General features: G+C 73.3%; 14 protein-coding genes and 1 pseudogene. 6 read left to right on the forward strand and 9 right to left on the reverse strand.

Annotation, left to right across the window (positions count from 1 at the left end):
- Nucleotides 1-9: 9 nt before the first annotated feature.
- Nucleotides 10-2,025, reverse strand: a complete 2,016-nt coding sequence (locus tag JGS22_RS21515; RefSeq protein WP_211042209.1) for an acetoacetate--CoA ligase — start codon at nt 2,023-2,025, stop codon at nt 10-12.
- 267 nt (nt 2,026-2,292) lie between these two features.
- On the opposite strand from JGS22_RS21515, the gene JGS22_RS21520 reads away from it, so the two are divergent.
- From JGS22_RS21520 to JGS22_RS26505, 5 genes and pseudogenes are all read left to right on the forward strand, one after another.
- On the forward strand, nt 2,293-4,650 hold the full coding sequence (locus JGS22_RS21520; protein WP_211042210.1) for a glycoside hydrolase family 31 protein: 2,358 nt from the start codon (nt 2,293-2,295) through the stop codon (nt 4,648-4,650).
- A 103-nt stretch (nt 4,651-4,753) separates the two neighbouring features.
- A complete protein-coding gene (locus tag JGS22_RS21525) occupies nt 4,754-5,632 on the forward strand; it encodes a M15 family metallopeptidase (RefSeq protein ID WP_211042211.1) in 879 nt (292 codons plus the stop codon).
- Between the two features lie 454 nt (nt 5,633-6,086).
- A complete protein-coding gene (locus JGS22_RS21530; protein ID WP_211042212.1) occupies nt 6,087-6,821 on the forward strand; it encodes an MIP/aquaporin family protein in 735 nt (244 codons plus the stop codon).
- A 14-nt stretch (nt 6,822-6,835) separates the two neighbouring features.
- Nucleotides 6,836-8,344, forward strand: coding sequence for a glycerol kinase GlpK (gene glpK, locus JGS22_RS21535; RefSeq protein WP_211042213.1), 1,509 nt, complete (start codon nt 6,836-6,838; stop codon nt 8,342-8,344).
- 218 nt (nt 8,345-8,562) lie between these two features.
- A pseudogene (locus JGS22_RS26505) lies at nt 8,563-8,739 on the forward strand (ATP-binding protein); the annotation flags it as partial.
- Here the strand turns inward: JGS22_RS26505 and JGS22_RS21545 are convergent.
- The 7 genes from JGS22_RS21545 to JGS22_RS21575 all read right to left on the reverse strand — a co-directional run bounded on the left by JGS22_RS21545 (nt 8,673) and on the right by JGS22_RS21575 (nt 15,578).
- Nucleotides 8,673-9,356, reverse strand: coding sequence for a GTP-binding protein (locus tag JGS22_RS21545; RefSeq protein WP_236074240.1), 684 nt, complete (start codon nt 9,354-9,356; stop codon nt 8,673-8,675). The pseudogene JGS22_RS26505 and the gene JGS22_RS21545 sit on opposite strands and share 67 nt — an antisense overlap.
- Before the next feature lie 265 nt (nt 9,357-9,621).
- Nucleotides 9,622-10,239 (reverse strand): TetR/AcrR family transcriptional regulator, encoded by a 618-nt coding sequence (locus JGS22_RS21550; RefSeq protein ID WP_211039646.1) that lies wholly within the window; start codon nt 10,237-10,239, stop codon nt 9,622-9,624.
- Between the two features lie 83 nt (nt 10,240-10,322).
- The gene (locus JGS22_RS21555; protein WP_211039645.1) at nt 10,323-10,928 is read right to left on the reverse strand and encodes a carboxymuconolactone decarboxylase family protein; all 606 of its coding nucleotides are present in this window, start codon (nt 10,926-10,928) and stop codon (nt 10,323-10,325) included.
- Nucleotides 10,925-11,884, reverse strand: a complete 960-nt coding sequence (locus JGS22_RS21560; protein WP_236074241.1) for an SDR family oxidoreductase — start codon at nt 11,882-11,884, stop codon at nt 10,925-10,927. Before JGS22_RS21560 ends, JGS22_RS21555 begins: the two co-directional genes overlap by 4 nt.
- 104 nt (nt 11,885-11,988) lie before the next feature.
- The gene (locus JGS22_RS21565) at nt 11,989-12,450 is read right to left on the reverse strand and encodes a DUF742 domain-containing protein (protein ID WP_211039644.1); all 462 of its coding nucleotides are present in this window, start codon (nt 12,448-12,450) and stop codon (nt 11,989-11,991) included.
- A 9-nt stretch (nt 12,451-12,459) separates the two neighbouring features.
- Entirely contained in the window at nt 12,460-12,909 is a 450-nt protein-coding gene (locus tag JGS22_RS21570) for a roadblock/LC7 domain-containing protein (protein ID WP_211039643.1), read from the reverse strand.
- Nucleotides 12,906-15,578 carry a nitrate- and nitrite sensing domain-containing protein gene (locus JGS22_RS21575; RefSeq protein WP_211039642.1) on the reverse strand — a complete coding sequence of 891 codons (2,673 nt, stop codon included), beginning with the start codon at nt 15,576-15,578 and terminating at the stop codon, nt 12,906-12,908. Before JGS22_RS21575 ends, JGS22_RS21570 begins: the two co-directional genes overlap by 4 nt.
- A 384-nt stretch (nt 15,579-15,962) precedes the next feature.
- Here JGS22_RS21575 and JGS22_RS21580 point away from each other — a divergent pair, with 384 nt between their 5' ends.
- Entirely contained in the window at nt 15,963-16,247 is a 285-nt protein-coding gene (locus JGS22_RS21580) for a hypothetical protein (RefSeq protein WP_211039641.1), read from the forward strand.
- A gap of 149 nt (nt 16,248-16,396) precedes the next feature.
- On the opposite strand, the gene JGS22_RS21585 is transcribed toward JGS22_RS21580, so the two are convergent.
- Nucleotides 16,397-20,989 (reverse strand): hypothetical protein, encoded by a 4,593-nt coding sequence (locus JGS22_RS21585; protein ID WP_211039640.1) that lies wholly within the window; start codon nt 20,987-20,989, stop codon nt 16,397-16,399.
- Nucleotides 20,990-21,042 lie beyond the last annotated feature (53 nt).

Here is a 21,042-nt window from a genome sequence, read left to right on the forward strand (position 1 = left end):
TGCGTCGGCTCAGCCCGCCCGGTCCGCCCGGCCTCCGCGTTTGCTGCCCAACTCCTCGTAGAAGCGCAGGAGTTCGACGTGGTCGACGGAGCCGGGGTTGACGGCCTTCTCCAGTGCGGTGCCCTGGAGGAGGCGTTTCACGGGCACTTCGAGGCGCTTGCCGGTGAGGGTGTGCGGTACGGCCTCGATCTCGATGATCTCGTCGGGCACGTGGCGCGGGGAGAGCTCGGCGCGCAGGGCCGCCCGTACCCGGTCGCGCAGTTCGTCGTCGAGCGCGGCGCCCGGGGCGAGTTGGACGAACAACGGCATCCAGTAGCCGCCCTCGGCCTCCTCCACGCCGATGACCAGCGACTCCTTGATCTCCGAGAGTCGTTCGACGACTTCGTAGATGTCGGCCGAACCCATGCGTACGCCCTGGCGGTTGAGGGTGGAGTCGGAGCGCCCGTGGATGACGACGGACCCGCGCGAGGTGAGTGTGATCCAGTCGCCGTGGCGCCAGACGCCCGGGTACATCTCGAAGTAGCTCTCGCGGTAGCGGGCGTCGCCGGGGTCGTTCCAGAAGCGGACGGGCATGGAGGGCATGGGGTTGGTGACGACCAGCTCCCCCACCTCGTCGACCACCGGTCGCCCCTGCGGGTCGTAGGAGCGCAGATCGGTGCCCAGGCAGGGGGCCTGCAGCTCACCGGTGTGCACCGGCAGGGTGGGCACGGCGCCGGCGAAGCAGCTGCAGACGTCGGTGCCACCGCTGACCGAGGCGATCCACAGGTCCTCGGCGACCTCCTCGTGCAGCCAGCGGAAGCCGTCGGGCGGCAGCGGGGAGCCGGTCGTCGCGACGCAGCGCAGTGCGGAGAGGTCGAAGTCGCGCGCCGGGCGGGCCTCGGCCTTGCGGCAGGCCATGACGTACGCGGCGGAGGTGCCGTAGAGGTGGGCGCCGGTGAGCTCGGCGATGCGCCACTGGGCGTCAATGCCCGGGTAGCCGGGACTGCCGTCGTAGAGCACCACGGTGGTGCCCGTCAGGAGGCCGGAGACAAGGAAGTTCCACATCATCCAGCCGGTGGAGGTGAACCAGAAGAAGCGGTCGCCGGGGCCCAGGTCGCAGTGGAGGCCGATCTGCTTGAGGTGCTCCAGGAGGATGCCGCCCTGGGACTGGACGATCGCCTTGGGCAGACCGGTGGTGCCGGAGGAGTAGAGCACCCACAACGGGTGGTCGAAGGCGACCTGCTCGAATACGGGCTCGATATCGGCGGCGGTGAGGTCCGCCCACTCCAGGGCGCCCTCGGGCGCGGCGGTGCCGAGCAGCGGGATGTGGACCGTCGCGCGCAGGGTGGGCAGGCCCTCGCGCAGCTCGGCCACGGTCTGCGTACGGTCGTGGGTCTTGCCCCCGTAGCGGTAGCCGTCGACGGTGAACAGCACGACGGGCTCCACCTGCTGGAACCGGTCCAGCACGCTGCGGGCGCCGAAGTCGGGCGCGGTGGAGGTCCACACCGCTCCGACGGTGGCGGCGGCCAGGAACGCGGTGACCGCCTGCGGGATGTTGGGGACGTAACCGCAGACGCGGTCGCCCGGACGTACGCCGAGGCGGCGCAGCTCGGCGGCCAACGAGCCGACTTGGCGGCGCAGTTCGGCCCAGCCGACGGGGTCGGGGCGCTGCTCCTCGTCGACGTGGAGCAGCGCCGGGGTGTCGGCGCGCGCGGGGTCCAGGGCGGAGCGCAGGGCGTGCTCGGCGTAGTTGAGCGTGGCGCCGGGGAACCAGGCGGCGCCGGGCATTGCGGAGCCGGCGAGGACCTCGGTGGGCGGGGTGTCGAAACGTACGTCGAACCACTCGACGACCGACTCCCAGAACGTCTCCAACTCCTCGACCGACCAGCGGTGCAGTGCCGCGTAGCTCCCCTGCGGGTCGGCCTCGCTGCGCGCCGGCGCGCCGTGGCGGTCGACTGCCCAGTCGTGGAAGCGGGTCAGCCGGGCCTGCTCGATCCGGTCGGCTCCCGGTTCCCACAGGGGTTCTGGCTGCTGCGCTGCGGTCATTGCGGCTCCGGCTCTACGCGTCGTGTGCGTGCTCCGCGCACGGGCGAGGGTGTGCGCGTGACGCGGGGTTCGCAGGGGACGATGCCATGTGATCGTCCGCGCCGCCAGGGTGGTCCGTCACACATGGCGGGCACTGCCACGGGGTTGCCGCGCCACATGCGCGGGACCCGCGGGTGCGTGTGCCCGACCGAACTCCGAACGCTCGCGCGGTGAACAGCAGTTGAACTGATGCCGGGTCGCGCCCGGGACGGTGGCAGGCTGAGCAGCATGAACGCAGGGGACCTGGTGCGGGCGGTACGGCGGGCCGGCACGGCGGGCGGGCCGCGGGCCGCTCTCGGCTCGTGGTGGAGACTGCGCCCGGGCGGAGCGCGGCCGTCGCCGGACGCCTGGCGGGCGAGGGTGCCGGGCCTGCTGGAGCGGGTGGAGCCGGAACCGGGCGGCGGGGTGGTGCGGTTCGCACGGTCGGTGCTGCGCGTACGGGTGGCGACGGGCGGTGCGGTGTTCCTCGGTTGGGACGGTGCCGGGCCGGAGCCGTCCTGTGCGGTGCCCGAGGTCGGTTGTCCGCCGGTGGACGCCAGAGTGACGCTGGAGCCGCACGCGGCGGGCGGGTGGCGGGTGGTCTCGGAGCGGGTGTCGGTGGTGGTGGCGCAGTACGGCGCGGTGGAGATACGTACGCCGGGCGGTCTGCTGCTGCGGCGGGACATGCCGCCTCGCTGGTGGGAGAGCTCGGACCGGGCGGGCGACGGTCACGTCGTCCAGCGCTCGGTGCTGACCGCCGACGCCGATGTGTTCGGGCTCGGGGGCCGGGCGGCGGGCCCCCGACTGCCGGACGGCGGTTACCGGCTGTGGCAGGTGGGCGAGGAGGTGGTCGGCGGGCCGGGCGGGCATTCGCCGCTCGCCCTGCCCGTCCAGCTGGTCGTGGCGGACGCGGGTTCTCACCTGGTCTTCCACGACGTGGGCGGGGACGGGGAGTTGACGTTGCGGCACGGGACGACGGGCGAGGGGTCCGGGCACGACCGGCCGGGCCGGTGCCTGCTGCGGCTCTCGGGCGGTACGGCGCGCTACTGGGTGCTGCCGGGGCCGCCGGCGCGGGCGCTGCGCGGCTGGCGGGCGCTGACGGGGGCCGCGGCCGTACCTCCGGTGTGGGCGCTGGGTTACCAGCACGCGGTCGGGCGCGCGGAGCCCGGCGAACTGTCCGCGCTGGTCGCCGCCTTCCGCGAACGCGGTGTACCGCTGAGGGGCCTGCATCTGGTCGGAGCGGTCGGCGGCCCACCGGCCGGCGGCAGCGGCAGCGGCAGCGGCAGCGGCAGCGGCAGCGGTGAAAGAGCGGTCGGCGGAGAGGAGTTGCCGGGGGTGCGGCTCGTACGGGGCGTTGATCCACGGGTTCCGGTGCGCCCCGGTGCGGAGTTCTACGAGTGCGGGCTGGCGGCGGAGGTCTTCGTGCCCGCCCCCGAGCGTGCCGCCCGGCCTGCGACCGTGGCGGGCCCCACGGGGCGTGCGGTCGTGCCCGACTTCACCGATCCGGGCGCGCGCAAGTGGTGGGGCGAGTCGTATCTGCCGCTGTACGCGCAGGGCGCGAGCGCGTACTGGCTGCGCCCGTTCGGCTCGCGGGCGCCGGGGCCTGGCGTCCGCGGTGGGTTGCCGCCGCGGTCGCGGCTCGCGCTGGAGGGTCGCGGGGGCGAGCTGCGCGAGGCGCACAACGTACTGGCGCTGGCGATGGCGCGCGCCACGCACGAGGCCGGGGGCGAAGCGGGGCGGTGGTCGTTCTCCGGCGGCGCCTGGGCCGGTTCGCACCGCTACGGCGGGGTGTGCGCGCGGGTTCCCGAGGGCTGGGAGGGAATACGGGCCGCGGTGTCGACGGTGGTGGGGCTGGGTCTGTGCGGGGTGCCCTTCGCCGGCGTGGACGTGCGGGCAGGGCTCTCGACGGAGCTGGGGCAGCGTTGGTTCCAACTCGGCGCGTGGCTGCCGCTGTTCCGTACCTTCTCGGGGTCGGGGGCGGCGCCGCGGTGGCCGAGCGACCGGAGGGAGGCGGACGGGCTGGTCGCGGCCGTCGCCGAGCGGGAGAGGCTGCTGCCGTATCTGGCCACCCTGGCGCAGATGGCCTCGGTCAGCGGCGCGCCGCCGGTACGGCCGCTGTGGTGGCACACGCCGGCCGACCGCGGGCTGCGGACGGCTCGGGAGGTGGACTTCCTGCTGGGTGACGCGTTCCTGGTGGCGCCGGTGTGCGAGCCGGGGGTCCGGGAGCGCCGGGTGCGACTGCCGCGCGGTGCCTGGTACGACACCGCCACCGGTGAGGTCCGGCACGGGCCGGGAACGGTGACGGTCGCCGCGCCCGCGACCCGGTTGCCGGTGCTGGCCCGGGCGGGCGCGGTGGTGCCGGTGGCGGAGCCCGACGGCGGCGTGGTGCTGGAGGTGTGGGCGCCCGCGGCGGGACGTACCGGGGGCGGGCTCCGTGCGGCGCCTGCAACGCCGTCCGGCGCGGATGGGCTGCCGCACGGAGACGGGACGGCGACCGGCGCGCTTCGCAGGTACGCGGTCGTGATGCGGGACGGGGAGCCGGTCGTCACGCGCGAGGACGCCCGGGCGCTGGAGCTGCCCGTACGGATACGCGGGCGGGGCGCGTAGCGGGCCTCCTCCGAAGCAGCCAAGCGCGGCGGTGAGCGGGCGGTCGGGCAGGGAGCGAGCGGGCCGGGGTGACCGCGGTGGCGCCGGCGTCGTTGGGAGGGGCATGCGACGTACTGCTGTGTGCCTGCTGGTCCTCGCCGCCTCGGCGGCCGCTGCCGCCGCTCCGGGCGGTTCGCCCGCCGTACGCACCTCCGGCGACCGGGCCGGCTCCGGCGACACGGCGCCCGCCCCCTCCTCCGACCCGGCCCGCTCCCCCGGCGCCGTACGCACGGGCGAGCGGCGGGCTCCCGCGGAGTTCACGGCACTGGAGTCGGTCGCTCCCTCGATCCGTCAGGAGATCCGCTACGCCGGGTCCCACAACTTCGTCGGGGAGCCGATCCCCGGCTACCGCGAGTCGCAGTGCCTGCTGACCCGGGACACCGCCCTGGCGCTGCGCCGGGCACAGCGGGCGGCGCTGGCCGCGGCGCACAGTCTCAAGGTCTACGACTGCTACCGGCCCCAGCGGTCGGTGGACCGCTTCGTGCGGTGGGCCAAGGACCCTTCCGACCTCCGTATGAAGCGGGAGTTCTATCCCCGGGTGGACAAGGATCGGCTGATCCCCGACGGGTACATCGCCGAGCGGTCCGGGCACAGCCGCGGTTCCACGGTCGACCTGACGCTGGTGCCCCGGTACGGCCCGGAGCCGGTACGGTCCGGAGGCGGCCGGGGCCCGTGCCGCGCGACGCCGGCGGACCGGGCCGGCGACGGCTCGCTGGACATGGGCACCGGCTACGACTGCTTCGACGAGCTGTCCCACACCGACCACGCCGAGGTCGTCGGCAGGCAGCGGGCTAACCGGCAGTGGCTGCGCCGGCTGCTGGAGCGCGAGGGCTTCGTCAACCTGCCCGAGGAGTGGTGGCACTTCACCCACCGGCCGGAGGCCTTCCCGGACCGCTGGTTCGATTTCCCCGTGGCGCGCGAGGAGCTGGTCGGGCGGCGCTGACCCGCGCGAGCGGGACGCGAGTGCCCCCTGGACCTCGGCTCGGCGCGGCGCCGAGGTCGGCGCGGTCGCTCGGCATGCAGGCGCGCGGTGGTCGGGCGAGACTGTACGCGTGGGCCGCCGACGTATGCGCAGTTCGGCGGTCGGCGCCGCGAGCGCAGGGGGTGCCCGCGGGTTCGACAGCAGCTGCATCGGTGGTCGCAGACGTCCTTGACGGCCTCTCAGCAGCGGTGAACACTGCCGGGATCGAACGGATCTCCGCTCCCGTGCGGGCCCTGGCTCCGCAGCGGCGCGCAGCAGGCGGACGGTTCCGGCGACAGGTACGTACGCCCGTTTCGAGGCCGGGCGGGCGCCCCGCGATGCGGGTGCTCCGCCCTCCGTGGGCCGGGACGGGAGCACGCAGCCGCAGGAGGCCCGGTCCGCGCGGCCCGGGCGAGGGCACGTACGAGGAGTCGCAATGGACTTTCCCAACGGCGATATTTTCGTCGGCGAGATCATCGGCACAGCGATTCTGGTGCTGTTCGGCGTGGGTGTGTGCGCCGCGGTCAACCTCCACCATTCCAAGGCACGGGCGGCCGGCTGGGTCGTCATCTCGTTCGGCTGGGGCTTCGGCGTGCTCGCCGGCGCCTACACGGCCGGCCCGCTCTCGGGCGGCCACATCAACCCGGCCGTCTCCGTCGCCATCGCCACGACCGACGACGGCAGCTGGGCGAAGCTGCCGCTCTACATCGTCTCCCAGATGATCGGGGCGGTCATCGGTGCCGTACTGGCCTGGTTGGTGTACTACTCGCAGTTCCGCGCCAACGGCGACGAGGACAAGGCGCAGGGCACGCTGGGCAACTTCGCCACCATCCCCGAGGTGCGCAACCCCGCGGCCAACGTGGCCACCGAGGCCATCGCGACCGCCGCGCTGATCCTTCCGCTGCTGGCGTTCGGCATGACCGAGGGCCTCGGCGAGCACGGCACCCAGACTCTGATCGTCTCGCTGCTGGTCGTCGGCATCGGCCTGTCGCTGGGCGGTCCGACCGGGTACGCCATCAACCCGGCGCGCGACCTCGGCCCCCGTATCGCGCACCACCTGCTGCCGATCCCGAACAAGGGCACCTCCGACTGGGGCTACTCGTGGGTCCCCGTGGCCGGCCCGATCCTGGGCGCCCTCATCGGCGCCGGGATCTTCCAACTCGCCTTCTGACAGGGGGATCGAGCATGAGCAGCACCACGAAGTACGTCGCCGCGATCGACCAGGGCACCACCTCCAGCCGCTGCATGATCTTCAGCGACGACGGCGCGGTGGTCGCCGTCGACCAGAAGGAGCACGAGCAGATATTTCCGCGACCGGGCTGGGTGGAGCACGACGCCACCGAGATCTGGGCGAAGACCCAGGCGGTGGTCGCCGGTGCGCTGGCGAGGGCCGGTCTGCGCGCGGACGGGCTGACCGCGCTCGGCATCACCAACCAGCGGGAGACCACGCTCCTGTGGGACCGCGCCACCGGTCAGCCCGTCCACAACGCCATCGTCTGGCAGGACACCCGGACCGCCCAGCTCTGCACGGAGCTCGGCGGTGACATCGGTCAGGACCGCTTCCGCGCAACCACCGGTCTGCCACTGGCCAGTTACTTCTCCGGCCCCAAGGTGACCTGGCTGCTGGACAACGTCCCCGGGGTGCGGGAGCGCGCCGAGCGCGGCGAGCTGGCGTTCGGCACCATGGACAGCTGGTTGATCTGGAATCTCACCGGCGGAGTCGAGGGCGGCCGGCACGTCACCGACGTGACCAACGCGGGCCGCACGATGCTGATGGATCTGCGGACCCTCCAGTGGGACCCGGAGATCCTGAGCGCGATGCGCATTCCCCCCTCGCTGCTGCCGGAGATCCGCACCTCCTCCGAGGTGTACGGGGAGGCCGTCGGGCAGCTCGGCGGAGTGCCGGTGGCCTCGGCTCTCGGCGACCAGCAGGCCGCAGTCTTCGGCCAGACCTGTTACGGCGTGGGCGAGGCCAAGAACACCTACGGCACCGGCTCGTTCCTGCTGCTCAACACCGGCGAGCGGCCCGTCGCCTCGCAGAGCGGCCTGCTCACCACGATGGGGTACCAACTGGCGGGCGAGGCACCGGTCTACTGCCTGGAGGGGTCCATCGCGATCACCGGGGCGCTGGTGCAGTGGTTCCGCGACCAGCTCGGCATCATCGGGACGGCGGCGGACATCGAGCCGCTGGCGGCGAGCGTGGAGGACAACGGCGGCGCGTACATCGTGCCGGCCTTCTCCGGGCTCTTCGCGCCGTACTGGAAGTCCGACGCCCGCGGCGTGGTGACGGGCCTGACGCGCTACGTCACCAAGGCCCACCTGGCCAGGGCGGTGCTGGAGGCGACCAGCTGGCAGACCCGCGAGGTCGTGGACGCCATGTACCAGGACTCCGGGGTGGAGATCACCACGCTGAAGGTGGACGGCGGCATGACCGCCAACAACCTGCTGATGCAGCACCAGGCCGACGTGCTGGACGTACCGGTGATCCGCCCGGTGATCGCGGAGACGACGTGTCTGGGCGCGGCGTACGCGGCGGGGCTGGCCACCGGCGTCTGGTCGGATCTGGACGAGTTGCGCACGCACTGGAAACGGGATGCCGAGTGGAGCCCGCAGATGGACACCGACACCAGGGACCGCGAGTTCCGGCACTGGCGCAAGGCTGTGGAACGCAGCTTCGGCTGGCTGGAGGACTGAGGCACCGGTGGTGCGCCACCCCTCGCGCGGCACGTACGAACCGGACCGAACGGCTGAAACACGACGTCCCGCCCCTCGATCGGCGTGACCACCGCCCCGCCGGTCACTGCACGTTCCGCTGCGGCTACAGTCCCTGTCTACAACGACGCCCAGCAGCACGGCACACCGGCGTCTGGTCGGATCTGGACGAGTTGGCACAGGGCGCGCTCGGCGCCGTGGTGCTCGCGGACACCCGCAGACTCGAGGACTGCTTCGCCGCCATCGACTACTTCGAACGCCGTGCCATTCCCTTCGCCGTGGCGGTCAACTGCTTCGACGGGGCCCAGAGTTACCCGGAGGAGACCGTGCGAGCGGCCCTCGATCTCGACGCCGGGGTGCCGCTGCTCCTCTGCGACGCCCGGCGACGCGAGTCCGCCCGCGACGTACTGATCGCGGTGGTCGAACACGCCATGCGCACCGCCGCGATCAGTACGTCGCGGGCGGACTCGCGTCGCCGGGCGTCGCAGAGGAGCAGCGGCACCCCGGCGTCGAGATCGAGGGCCGCTCGCACGGTCTCCTCCGGGTAACTCTGGGCCCCGTCGAAGCAGTTGACCGCCACGGCGAAGGGAATGGCACGGCGTTCGAAGTAGTCGATGGCGGCGAAGCAGTCCTCGAGTCTGCGGGTGTCCGCGAGCACCACGGCGCCGAGCGCGCCCTGTGCCAACTCGTCCCACAGGAACCAGAAGCGGTCCTGTCCGGGGGTGCCGAAGAGGTACAGCACCAGGCTGTCGCTGAGCGTGATGCGGCCGAAGTCCATCGCCACCGTGGTGGTGGTCTTGCGCTCCACCCCGGCGGTGCTGTCGTGCGGGACGCTCGCCTCGGTGAGGGTCTCCTCGGTCCGAAGTGGCTTGATCTCGCTGACGGCGCCGACGAACGTGGTCTTGCCGACGCCGAATCCGCCCGCGACGAGGACCTTCAGGGCGACCGGGTCGGGAGCGTTCTGGCGGGCTCGTCTGGCACGCCCGAAAACCATGTCGTCTCCTCCCGCTCGTCGGGCCCGCGCGGCCGGCGGACGGGGCCGTGCGCTCCGTGTTCCACCGGTGTGCCGTGCTGCTGGGCGTCGTTGTAGACAGGGACTGTAGCCGCAGCGGAACGTGCAGTGACCGGCGGGGCGGTGGTCACGCCGATCGAGGGGCGGGACGTCGTGTTTCAGCCGTTCGGTCCGGTTCGTACGTGCCGCGCGAGGGGTGGCGCACCACCGGTGCCTCGGGACCGGTTGCCTGCGCGTACGCCGTGTCTCAACTCCCGGCGCCGGACGGGGAGTCGAAGAGTCGACCGGCGACGGCGACGAACGGGCCGTGCAGCTCGCGGATGGCCTCGAGGTCGCCCTCCAGCAGCAGCGCCGAGACCTTGGCCCCGACCGCGGCGACCAGCACTTCCAGCGCGAACCGCTCGGCCGCCTCCCCGTACAGCAGCACCAGCGCGTCGACGAAACGGTGCTGGAGTGCCGCACGGTGGGCGATCGCCTCGGGGCCGGCGGCGTAGGACTCGACCAGGAACACCCGGGCCAGGTCCGGCTCGTCGGCGATGGTGTCCAGGTAGATGCCGAGGAAGTCCGGGAACAGGTCCGGGGTCAGCTCGACTTCGCCCAGCGCCGCGGAGAGGCGCTCGACGAAGAGGGCCGACGCCCTGTCCAGGGTCGCCAGAAAGCAGTCCTGCTTGGAGCCGAACTGCTGGTAGAAGGTCTCCCTGGAGACTCCGGCGCGTTCGAGGATCGCGGCGACGGGGGTCCCGGCGTACCCCTTCTCGGACATGGCCTGGGCGCAGGCGAGCAGCATGCGTTCGCGCTGGGTCGCCGCCACGAACTCGCGGGAGAGCTTGTGGCGGCCTCTGGGCAGGGGGTTGGTGCTGGTCATCGTGTCCCGGTCTGGTCGCGGACGTCGGTGGCTGGTCGTTCGGCAGGTGCGTTCGGCCGGTGCGCTCGCCCGGTGCGTGCTCGTCAGTCGGTGGGGCGGCGGTTCGTACGGCTGCGCTCGGCGGTGGCTGGTGGTGCGGTTCGGCGGCGGGGGCGGGGACGGTCCGGCTGGAGGCGGAGTGTGGTGATCGTGGTGGCGAGCATTGAATAGTGCCCCACCAGCAGCAGGTACTCCAGTGCGAGCGGCTCGCTGAGGTGGCTGCGCAGCGACGCCCACGCCGCGTCGTCCAGGTCGCCGTCGGCCAACAGGGCGTCGGCACAGGTCAGTAGCGTACGTTCGCGCGCGGACCAACCGGATGCTTCCGGCCCCTGCGTGACCCGCTCCACATCCGCTTCGGTGACACCGGCCCGGCGGCCCAGGCGTACGTGGTGGGTGAACTCGTAGGCGCAGGCACGGACATGGGCGACCCGCAGGATGACCAGTTCGGTCTCGCGCCGGGGCAGCTTCCCTCCGGGCATCAGCCGGCCGGCGAAGTGCAGCCAGCCCAGGAAGAGCCGCCTGTTGCGGGCCAGCGTGAGGAAGAGGTGCGGAGGCCGGGTGCCCGCCACCCTTCCCGCTGCGCGACTGAACACCCAGGCGGCCAGGCCGACCTGGCGCCGGTCGCCGGGGGCGATGCGCGGGCGGCTCACCGGTCCGCCTTCCCGGTGCGCAGGGCCGGGCCCTCGGGTTCGGCGGCCCGTTCGGCCGGTGGGCCCTGCGGGGTCCGCGCAGTGCTGGCGCGTGCCTCGGCGACCGCGGGCAGGGCCCGGTGCGCGAGGCCGTTGAGCAGGCGCATCACCAGCTCGTAGACGGGCGGCAGTACGCGCTGGAGGAAGTGCAGCAGGCGGATCTCGCGCGAGGTGTGCACGAGGTAGCGGCCGGTGCGTATGCCCTCGAGTATCGCCTCGGCGACATCCTCGGGCCTGGCCGCCCGGCTGCGGAAGCGGGCCTGCAACCGCCGGAAGGCGGGTGTGCTCGCGTCCGCCCCGACGATGTCGACGGTCTCGGTGAGCGGGGTGTCGACCGCGCCCGGGCAGACCAGGCTGACGCCGATCCGGTGGCGCCGCAGGTCGAAGCGGAGCACCTCGCTCACACCGCGCAGTCCGAACTTGGCCGCGCTGTACGCCGCGTGCCAGGGCAGTCCGAGAAGCCCGGCGGAGGAGGAGACGTTGACCAGATGGCCGCCGCGACCGCCGTCGATCATCGCCGGCAGCAGGTACTCGATGATGTGGATGGGCCCCATCAGGTTGACGTCCACCATCCGTCGCCAGTGGTGGTGCTCGAGCGAACTGACCGTGCCCCAGGTCGAGACGCCGGCGATGTTCATCACCACGTCCATCGAGCCGTGCCGGGAGGTGAGCCGGACCGCCAGATCCCGAACCGCGGCGCAGTCGGCGAGGTCGGCCGGTTCGGCGAAGGGGACCCGCCCGCCCCGCGCGATGATCTCCTCGGCCACCTCCAGGAGGCGGTCGGCCTGGATGTCCGTGAGGTGCAGCCGCGCGCCGCGCTCGGCGGCGAGCAGGGCAGTGGCTCGTCCGATACCGCTGGCCGCGCCGGTGACGAAGACGTTCCGTCCGGTGAGGTCCTTCACATGTGATCGGGGCATGTTCGGAGGCTAACCGATCCACGAACAGTGGTGTTTGTCATCAGGGTGAGGAAAATCGAGGCTTCTGCGACAGAAGGGCGGCGGCGACCGCCGAAGAGGGGTCTCTACAGAGCCCGCAGGCCGTCGATCACTTCTCGCAGCACGGACTCGTCCGGCAGCTCGGCGGGCGGCACGGGCCGGGTCACCCGTACCAGCTCGACGTCCAGCAGGTCGTCGAGCAGCACTCGGACCACCCCCACCGGAAGATCGAGGGCAGCCGCCAGCTCGGCGACCGAGATCAGCTCCTCGCGGCACAGACGCAGGATGTCCAGATGCTCGGGCACGAGGCGGTGCTCGTACTGGAACCGCTCCTCGGTCTCGGCCCGCGTCGGCTGCCCCTCGACGCCGTCCGAACCGGCCTCCTCGGACTTCTCCGCGTCTGCCGGCACCGTGGGGCGTTCATCCTCCGCCAGCACCAGCGCGATCAGATCGAGCGGCTCGTCACTGGCTCCGCGGGTACGGCCGCGCGTCATCGCGTACGGCCGTACCACGGGCCCGGCGGCGTCGTCGAACCATCGCTCGGTCATGCGCCCCGCTCACCCTCCGCCCGGATTGTCGGTGCGGGGGGCGGTCGCCAGATGGGCGCCGACGCGCTTGACCAGCAGCGTCATCTCGTAGGCGATCTGGCCGATGTCGGACTCCGCCTCCGCGAGGACCGCCAGGCAGCTGCCGTCTCCGGCGGCGGTGACGAAGAGGAACGCGCCGTCCAGCTCCACGACGGTCTGGCGCACGCTGCCGGCCTCGAAGTGGCGGCCCACGCCCTTGGCCAGGCTGTGGAAACCGGAGGCCACTGCGGCCAGGTGCTCGCCGTCCTCGCGCGAGAGGTCGCGCGAACCGCCCCTCGGCAGACCGTCGCCGGAGAGCACGAGCACCTTGCGGATGCTGCCGACCCGGTCGACCAGGTCGTCCAGCAGCCAGTTCAACTCGCCCGAACCGCCGGGCCCTTCGGCATACGCGCTGTCATTGGCGGCATTCGGTACGGTCATCGCCCGTTTCCCTCCGGTGTGCTTCCGTCATTGTGCTGGCGGCCACGTTGCCAGCCACGTTGCAGCGACGCCATACGGCTGCGGATCTCGTCCGGGTCACGCTCGGCCTCCGCCTCGCCCTCCCGGCTTCGCTCGCGCCCCTCGCTGCCCCGGCGCAGGGCCTTGAGGGCCTCGGCCGGAGTCTTCAACTGCGGTGCCAGGCTCGCCTGCCGCACTCGCCGGGGCAGCCCGTCCACGGTGTCGGGCGCTGTCCGACCGGACCCGTCCGCATCGGACCGGCCGGCGGCGAAGGCGCTCTCGCCGGACGGGCCCGCGGCGGGGCTCGGCACGGCAGGATCGTTGTCGGCACCCTCCTCCCGGGGCCGGTGTTCGCCGACAGTGCGCCCGTGGTCGGAGACGAGGACGGGGCCGCCGTGGTTCCCTGGCCGCCGTCGCGGCAGCGGGAGGGGACCGTCGTGATGGGCCGGCCGCGGGCCGCCGTCGCGCTCGGTGTCCTCTGCGCCGGACTGCTGGTCGCCGTGCGGACGTTCGTGCTCGCCGCCGCCTCGGAACAGCCGGCCGATGGAGTCCTCGGGCTCGTCCAACTCCTCCAGCGCGGCGTCCAGTTCGACCGGGCGGCCGGTGCGGCGCGGCGCGGGCGGCTCGGAGGCGCCCAGCTGCGGCGGGCTCGACACACTGCCCGCTCCGGGACGCCTGCCGAGCGCGAGCCGCTGCGCGAGTGCGGGGCTGGCGCCGCGCCCGTCCTCGCGTCCGGCCTCAAGCGGCTCCGCCGGCGCCTCGGTCGACTCGTTCAGGATTGCGCCGGGGATCAGCACCACCGCGGTCGTGCCACCGTAGGGCGAGGGCTGGAGCGAGACCCGTACGCCCTGGCGCTGCGCCAGCCGGGAGACGACGAACAGCCCCAGGCGGTCGGTGTCGGAGAGCTCGAACTCGGGCGTCTCGGCGAGCCTGAGGTTCGCCTCCAGCAGAGCGTCGGGCGTCATCCCCAGGCCGCGGTCGTGGATCTCCAGTGTGAAGCCGTTGGAGACGCGCTCGCCCATCACCTGCACGCCGGTGTGCGGTGGCGAGTAGACGGTGGCGTTCTCCAGGAGTTCGGCCACCAGATGGGTCAGGTCGGCGACGGCCGGCCCGTCCACTGCCAGGCGCTCGAGCCTGCGCACCTCGATGCGCTCGTAGTCCTCCACCTCGGCGACGGCCGCACGCACCACGTCCATCAGCTGCACCGGTTTGCGCCACTGGCGCGAGGGGGCGGCGCCGGAGAGGATCACCAGGCCCTCGGCGTGGCGGCGCATCCTGGTGGTGAGGTGGTCGAGGCGGAAGAGGTCGGCCAGCTCGTCGGCGTCCTCGGTCCGGCGCTCCATCGTGTCCAGCAGGGTGAGTTGGCGGTGCAGCAGGACCTGGCTGCGGCGGGCGAGGTTCACGAAGACCTCGGAGACTCCGCGGCGCATGTCCGCCTGGCGCACCGCGCCCTCCACTGCTGCCCGCTGAAGGGTGTTGAGCGCGTGGCCGACCTGTCCGATCTCGTCGTCGCCGTACTCCAGCCGCGGCGCCTCGGTCTCCACGTCGATCTGCTCGCCGGCAGCCAACCGCCGCTGCACGCTGGGCAGTCGGACGGCCGATGCCTCCTTGGCCTCCTTGCGCAGCGCCCGCAGGTCGCGCACCAGCCCGCGGCCGACGCGGAAGGAGATGACGATGGTGGCGAGGACCGCCAGCAGTCCGACGAAGGCCGCGACGGCGGCGCGCAGGAACACCCAGTGAGCCACCGGGTCCACCCGATCCTCGTAGGTGTCGTTCGCGGCCCGGTCCAGCTCCTCCAGGTCCAGGAGGGCGGAGGCCGTCGCCGAGTCCCAGCGGTCCGCGTTCAGCACCCGGACCGCTTCGTCCGGCCCCGCCCGCAGGGCCTCGTCCTCGAAGGAGGTCAGCGTCCGGCCGTCGGGCCCCTGCCAGTACTCGCCGTAGCGCTTGGCCTCGGAGTCGGGGAGCGCCTCGAAGCTCTGCCGGTAGGTGATGCGGCGCTCGGCGACCCGGTCGGAGAAGGACTGGAACTCACCCTGCGTCATGCGCCCGGCGGCGAGCGAGGCGGCCATCAGCGCGTCCTCGCGCGCCAGCAGCTCGCGCCCGCGCATCAGCCCGGCGATCGCCCGGGCCTCCTTGTCCAGGGTGGCGTGGTCGAGGGCGGGTATTCGGCTGAGCAGCTCGTAGGAGGGCTCGATGACGCCGTCGTAGCCGGTGGAGGCGTGCGGGCGGGAGACGGTGTTGCGCTCGACCTTCTCGCGGAGCGACTCCAGGCCGTCGATGTTCGCGAGCACCCCGTCCAGGCGCTCCCGGGACCCGCTGGACAGCTTTCCCCGGACGGCCCGGGCGCTCTCGCGCAGGTCCATGGCCGCCTGGTCACTGGCCCGCTGCTCCCGCTTGAACCGGGGCAGGGCGTCCGAGCGGCGCGGATCGGCGAGGTAGACCAGTGCCTGACGGCGCTCGAACTGCACCGAACGGACGGTCTGTTCGATCGGGCGGCTCAGCTCGTCGACGGTCTCCCGCACGTCCAGGATCTGTTTGGCGTCGCCCACCATCTGGTGGGTGACCATTCCCCACATGGAGACCAGTGCCAACAGGGGCACCACGAGCAGCGCCACGATCTTCCGGCGGATGGTCTTCCCGCGAAAGCGCATGGCCTCCCCTACCTCGACGCCACGGGTCTGTGACGTGCCACTCGGCTCGACTGGCGTCCGCTCCTGGGCTCCCGGCGCCCCGGGGCCGTCCGGTGCGCCGGGGCGGCTTCGCCCCGGTGCACTCCGAACCCGCGGTGTGTTCGCCCCGAGGGGAGGAAAACCCGCAGGTCCTGTGCCGAACGGTCCGCGTCGGTGGACCTCGCGAGCCTACTACTGCCGATGCGCCAACTCGTAGGTCCGTAGGACGGTTTACAGAACCGTGGGAGAGGCTATCGTCCCGTTGTTTCCCGAGATACCGGCACATCACCACCAGTTGGTGTGGTGCTGCACACGTGCACGTCGGGCCGGGCTTGCGGCATCCTGTGCAGGGGGAGTGAAAATTACATGTACGCAAAACCGCGGTTGCCCGATCCGGTGCGCCGTGCCGCAGTGCGCGCGGTGATCATCGTCGCGCTGACACTGATGCAGTTGACCGTGGCGGTGCTGTGCTCGCTGGCCGAAGTCTGGTTCGCGTTCCCGGCGTTGCTCTCCACGGTCGCCTCCACCGTGCTCGCCACCTGGGCCGTGCTCGACGTCTGGGTCACCCGGCAGGTGTGGATCCAGCGGCACGGAGTGGTGTCGACGCCGAGCAGCGCGGCCCGTCGCCGGGCGCGCGCCGGGCGGCACTGAGCACCTCCGCGCCTGCGGCACGGCAGGCGCGGGCCCGTCGCGCGGGCCGCTGCCGCCCGGCCCGAGGCGCGCCCCCGTACCGCGCCCCGTACCGCCCGTGACCGGCTCGGGGCTCGTCCCGGGCGCCGAGACGGCAGGCACGCGCGCGCTCAGCTGCTCTTGGCCGTCGCCTCCGTCTTCTGCGCCTGCTCCGGCGGCCTGCGGAACATCCGCGTCGCGGTGATCTCGCCGTGCACCAACTGCGAGTCCGGGTCCGGCTGCGGCAGTCCGGGGCGCAGATGCTCCTCGACGCTGATGTACTTCAGCCCCGCGCGCAGGTCCGCGTCGTTGCGCAGCCGCACCACGAGCGGGAACTCGGCGAGCGCCGTCGTGTCGAACAGGCCGGTGGTGTAGATGAGTTGGACGCCGAGCGCATCGGCGACCGCACGCTGGAGCTCCAGCAGATACGTGGCGTTCGCCCGGCCGATCGGATTGTCCAGGAACAGCGTTCCGGCGAAGCGGTGGCGGTCCCGACCGCGGTCGTTGCTGCGCAGCGCCGCCATCGTGCAGTACAGCGCGATCGCGGCGGTGAGCAGCTGGCCGCCGGAGAAGACGTCCCCCATCTGACCGACGGAGACCCGCTCGGCACGCAGCACCGCGTCGGGCTTGAGGATCTCCACCGACACCCCGCGCGGCTCCAGCGCCGCGTGCACCCCGCCCAGCAACAGCGTCATTCCGTCCCGGCGCAGATCGCTGTTGCGGCGCACCGCGACCTGGGTGGCGTCGTCGATGACCTCGCCCAGCCGCTCGGCGAGCGTGGCCTGGTCGGGGTCCTCGAAGCGGATGCGCAGGAACTCCTGGCCCGACCACTCCCCCAGCCCCTCGGGCAGCCGGGACAGCCGCTGTGCCGAGCGCAGGGTCGCCAGGGCGGCCTCGACCAGGCCGCGGAGCCGGTCGACGATGCTGTCGCGGTTGCGCTCCAGCTGGGTGAGCTCGTCGGTGAGCACCCGAAGCCGCGGGGCGAACGCCTCGGCCCAGGCGGCGGCGTGCTCGGGCAGCGCGGAGGCGGGCAGCTCCCGGATCTGCGCCCTGGCAGGCGTGCGCACCTGCTCGAAACGGGTGGAGTTGGCGTGCCGGACCAGCACGTCGCAGGACTCGCGCAGCGCGGTCTCGGCGGTGGACAGGTCGGCGGCGCAACCGCGCAACGAGCGCCGCGTCTCCCCCGCGGAGTGGCGCGCCTCCGCGGGGGAACCCTCGTACGGGCTCCGCTCGGGCTGGTCTTCGCTCTCGCCGGCGGACGGATCCCGCAGCAGATCGCGCAGCAGCGCGGCGGTCTCCTCGAATGCGGCGGTGGCGTCCTGGGAGCCGCGGTGTGCCACCGTCGCCTCCTCGTGCGCGGACCGGGCGGTCTCCAACGCCTCGGTGCGCGCGGCGAGTTCCTGCTTGGCGCCGCGCAGCAGGCGCTGGGCGGACTCGGCGTCGGCGGGTGTCTGCTCAGCGGCGAGCTCGGTGTGGGCGGTGCCGGTGGTGGGCGCGAGGCGCTCGGCATCGCCGCGCAGCCGGCCGAGCTGCTCGCTGGCGGTGGAGGCACGGGCCTCCAGCAGGGCGACCAGCTCCTCCGCACGGGAGGCGGCGGCCTGCCGGGAGGGCCCGTCGGCGCCGTCGGCGGAGTCCAGCAGTACGGCGGCGCGGGTGCGGACCTTGTTGGTCAGCCGGTCCAACTCGGCCAACGCGGCGGACTCGTCCCCCTCGGCGCGGGCCTGCTCGGCCCGCAGGTCGGCGCCGACGCCGACCTTCTCGTACAGCTGGGAGGCGCTGCGGTACGCCTCGCGCAGCGCGGGCAGCGAGACGGCGGTACGGGCGTCGCCGCTCTCCTCCTGCGGCGCGACGTCCTCGGGCACGCCGGCGATCTCGGCCCGCTCGGCGCGCAGCGCACGGGCGGTGCGGCGGGCGTCGTCCGCGCCGCGCTGGGCCGCCCTGCGGTCCTCGTCCGAGGCCCGGGCAGCCTCCAGGCAGGTGGCGGCGCGCTGCTCCTGCTCGGCCTGGTCCGCCGCCAGTTCGCGCAGTATCCCCTGCCAGCGGGCGCGTTCGCGCAGCCGTCCGGAGAGGCCGGCGAGGGCGTCGGCGCGGCGGCGGGCCTGCTGCGCCTCCTCCTGGCGGCTGTCCCGCAGGGTCGTGCACTCGGCGGCGCGGGCGCGAGCCTCCGCGGAGGCGGTGACGGTCTGCTGGTGGTGGTCGACGGCGGTGTCGGCCGCCTCCTGTGCGGCCTCGGCCGCGAGCGCCAGCTCGCCGAGGCGGCCGGTGGCGCAGCCGTCGCGCCAGGCGCCGAGGCGCGCGGCGAGGGCACGGTCGCCGGAGAGCCGGGAGGCAACGCGCCGGATGTCCTCGTCACGGCCGACCGCGCGCTCGCGCAGGCTGTCGCGCTCGCCGTCGGCGGCGTGTTCGTCGTGCATCGCCGGGTTCGGCGGTACCAGGAAGACGGAGCCGTCCCGGTCGGCGACGGGCGCCAGCAGCGCGGCGGGGGTGCCGACCGCCACTGCCGAGCGGGGCAGCAGTGCGGCCTGCTCCAGCGCCTCCCTGGCACGGCCGTGGCCGGCCTCATCGGTGATGACCACCCCGTCGACCAGCTCGGGCCTGGCGGCCAGCACGTCGGCGTGACGCGCGGGGTCGACCGACTGGGCCAGATAGCGCCAGCCGGGAAGGGCGGGGATGCCGTGCTCGGCGAGGAACTCCACCGTGGCGAGCACATCGCGGCCCGGGGGCAGCAGTCCGCCGTCGCCGAGGGCGCCGAGGATGCGGGAGTCGTCCGCGGCTGCCGTGCGCAGGTCGAAGAGCCTGCGCTCGGCGTCGCCGATCCGGCCCTCCAGCAGCTCGGTGAGCTCGTCGGCGTACCGGTCGACCTCCTCGGCCTCCAACGCCTGCTCGGCCCCGAGCAGTTCGACCAGGCGCGGCTCCGCTCCGAGCAGCGCGGCGGCCTCCCGCTCCACGCGGTGGGCGGCCTGCGTACTCTGCGCGGCATCCGCGGCCCGGGCGGCAGCCAGCTCCGCCCGGCCCGACTCGGCGGCGCACTGCTGGTCCTGGGCCGTGGCTTCGGTCGCGGCGGCGCGGGCCTCCTCCCAGGCGGCCGATGCCCGGCTACCGGCGTCCTGGGCGGCGAGCGCGGCGCGGGCGGGGTCGCCCTTGGCCTCGGCCTCGGCCAGCCATCCGGCGCGTACGGCTTCGGTGGTCTCCTCCTCCAGCTCGGTCAGGCGCTGCTGGAGGTACTCGCGTTCGCTGCGGGCGCGTTGGGCGGCGGTGGCGGCAGCGGTGGCGTCGCGGTGCGCCGTCTCGGCTGCTTCCTGGAGCGCGCGGGAGCGCTCCTCGCCGGTGCTCGCGGCCTCTTCGCTCTCCGCTGCGGCGCCGTGCAGCGCGGCGACCAGACGCAGTGCTGCCTTGGCGCGGGCGGCGAGGGCGGGTGCCGCGTCGCGCTCCGCCTCCTGGATGGCTTCGGCGACCCTGGCCGAGCGGTCGGCGGCGGCGCGGTGGCGGAGTACGACCTCGGCGGCCTGCCAGGCGGCGTGGAGTGTACGGGCGTCGGAGAGCTCGCGCTTGCCCGCGGCAGCGGACTTCTCGGCGGCGGCGAGCGCCAACGAGGCGTGGCGGTAGGCGATTTCGGCGGCCACCTGGGCGGCCTGGGCGCGGGCGCCCTCGGCCCTGGTGACGGCTTCGGCGCTGTCGGAGACCCGGTCGGCGAACTCGCCGGAGCGCTCCCGCTCCTGGCGGGCGCGGGCGGCGATGCGGGAGGCCAGGCCGCGGGTGCGCTCCTCCGCCCCGCTGTGCACCGCCCTGGCGCGGTCACGGGTGACGGCGTGCTCGGCGATCCGGTTGAGCAGGTCCAACGAGCCGGCGGTGAAGTCGCGTTCGGCGGTGAGCTCGGCGCGGCGGCCGAGCTTGTGGGCGAAGCCGTGCACGAGGTCGGCAAGGCCGTCGGTGTCGCGGGTGTCGGTGACCGCGCGCAGCAGCAGATCGGTGAAGTCGGCGTCGTTCTTGACCGCGAACAGGCCCGCGGCCTCGCCCTCGTCCGCGTTCATCTCCCGCTGGTAGCGGAAGAGTTCGGGGTCCAGTCCGAGGTTGCCCAGGTGCTCCTTCCAGCGGTCGTGGATCTCCTCCCAGACCACGTCGAGGTTGGGGTACGCCTTGCCGGTCTCGGTGAGGACGTCGCGGAACCCCTTCATGGTGCGGCGTCTGCCGCGCGCGCCCGAGGCGCCTTCGGCGGCGCCGCGCAGCACGCTCGACTCGGCCACCGGAAGCGAGTCCAGATTCATGCCGGGGCCGGGCCGGAAGCTGTACCAGGCCTCGGCGAACTTCCGCGGGTCGCCGGAGACCTGGCGCCCGCGCCACTCGCTGACCTTGCCCACCACGACGCTCTCGCCGGTGAGGGTGTGCTGCCACTCCAGCGCGACGTGCCCGCAGTCGTCGGCGAGCAGGAACTTGCGCAGTACGCCGGAGCTGGCACCGCCCAGTGTGTTGCGGTGGCCGGGCAGCATCACCGAGAAGATCAGCTTGAGCAGTACGGACTTGCCTCCGCCGTTCTCCAGGAAGAACACGCCGGCGGGCGCCGGGCGGCGGGGAGGGCCGGTCGGCTCGTCCTCGAAGAAGTCCGCCTGGGTGGGCGCGGGGTCGGGCACGGGCGCACCGACTCCCCGCAGGTCGAGCACCGTGTCGGCGTAGCGCGCGCCGGCCGGGCCGATGGAGTAGAGACGGATGCGGGACAGCTCGTACATGGGGTGCGGACTCTCGTTGCGGGCGGTGCGGGTCGGTGGATGTCTGCGGGGCG

Source organism: Streptomyces tardus, assembly GCF_018101125.2.
GTDB lineage: Bacteria > Actinomycetota > Actinomycetes > Streptomycetales > Streptomycetaceae > Streptomyces > Streptomyces tardus.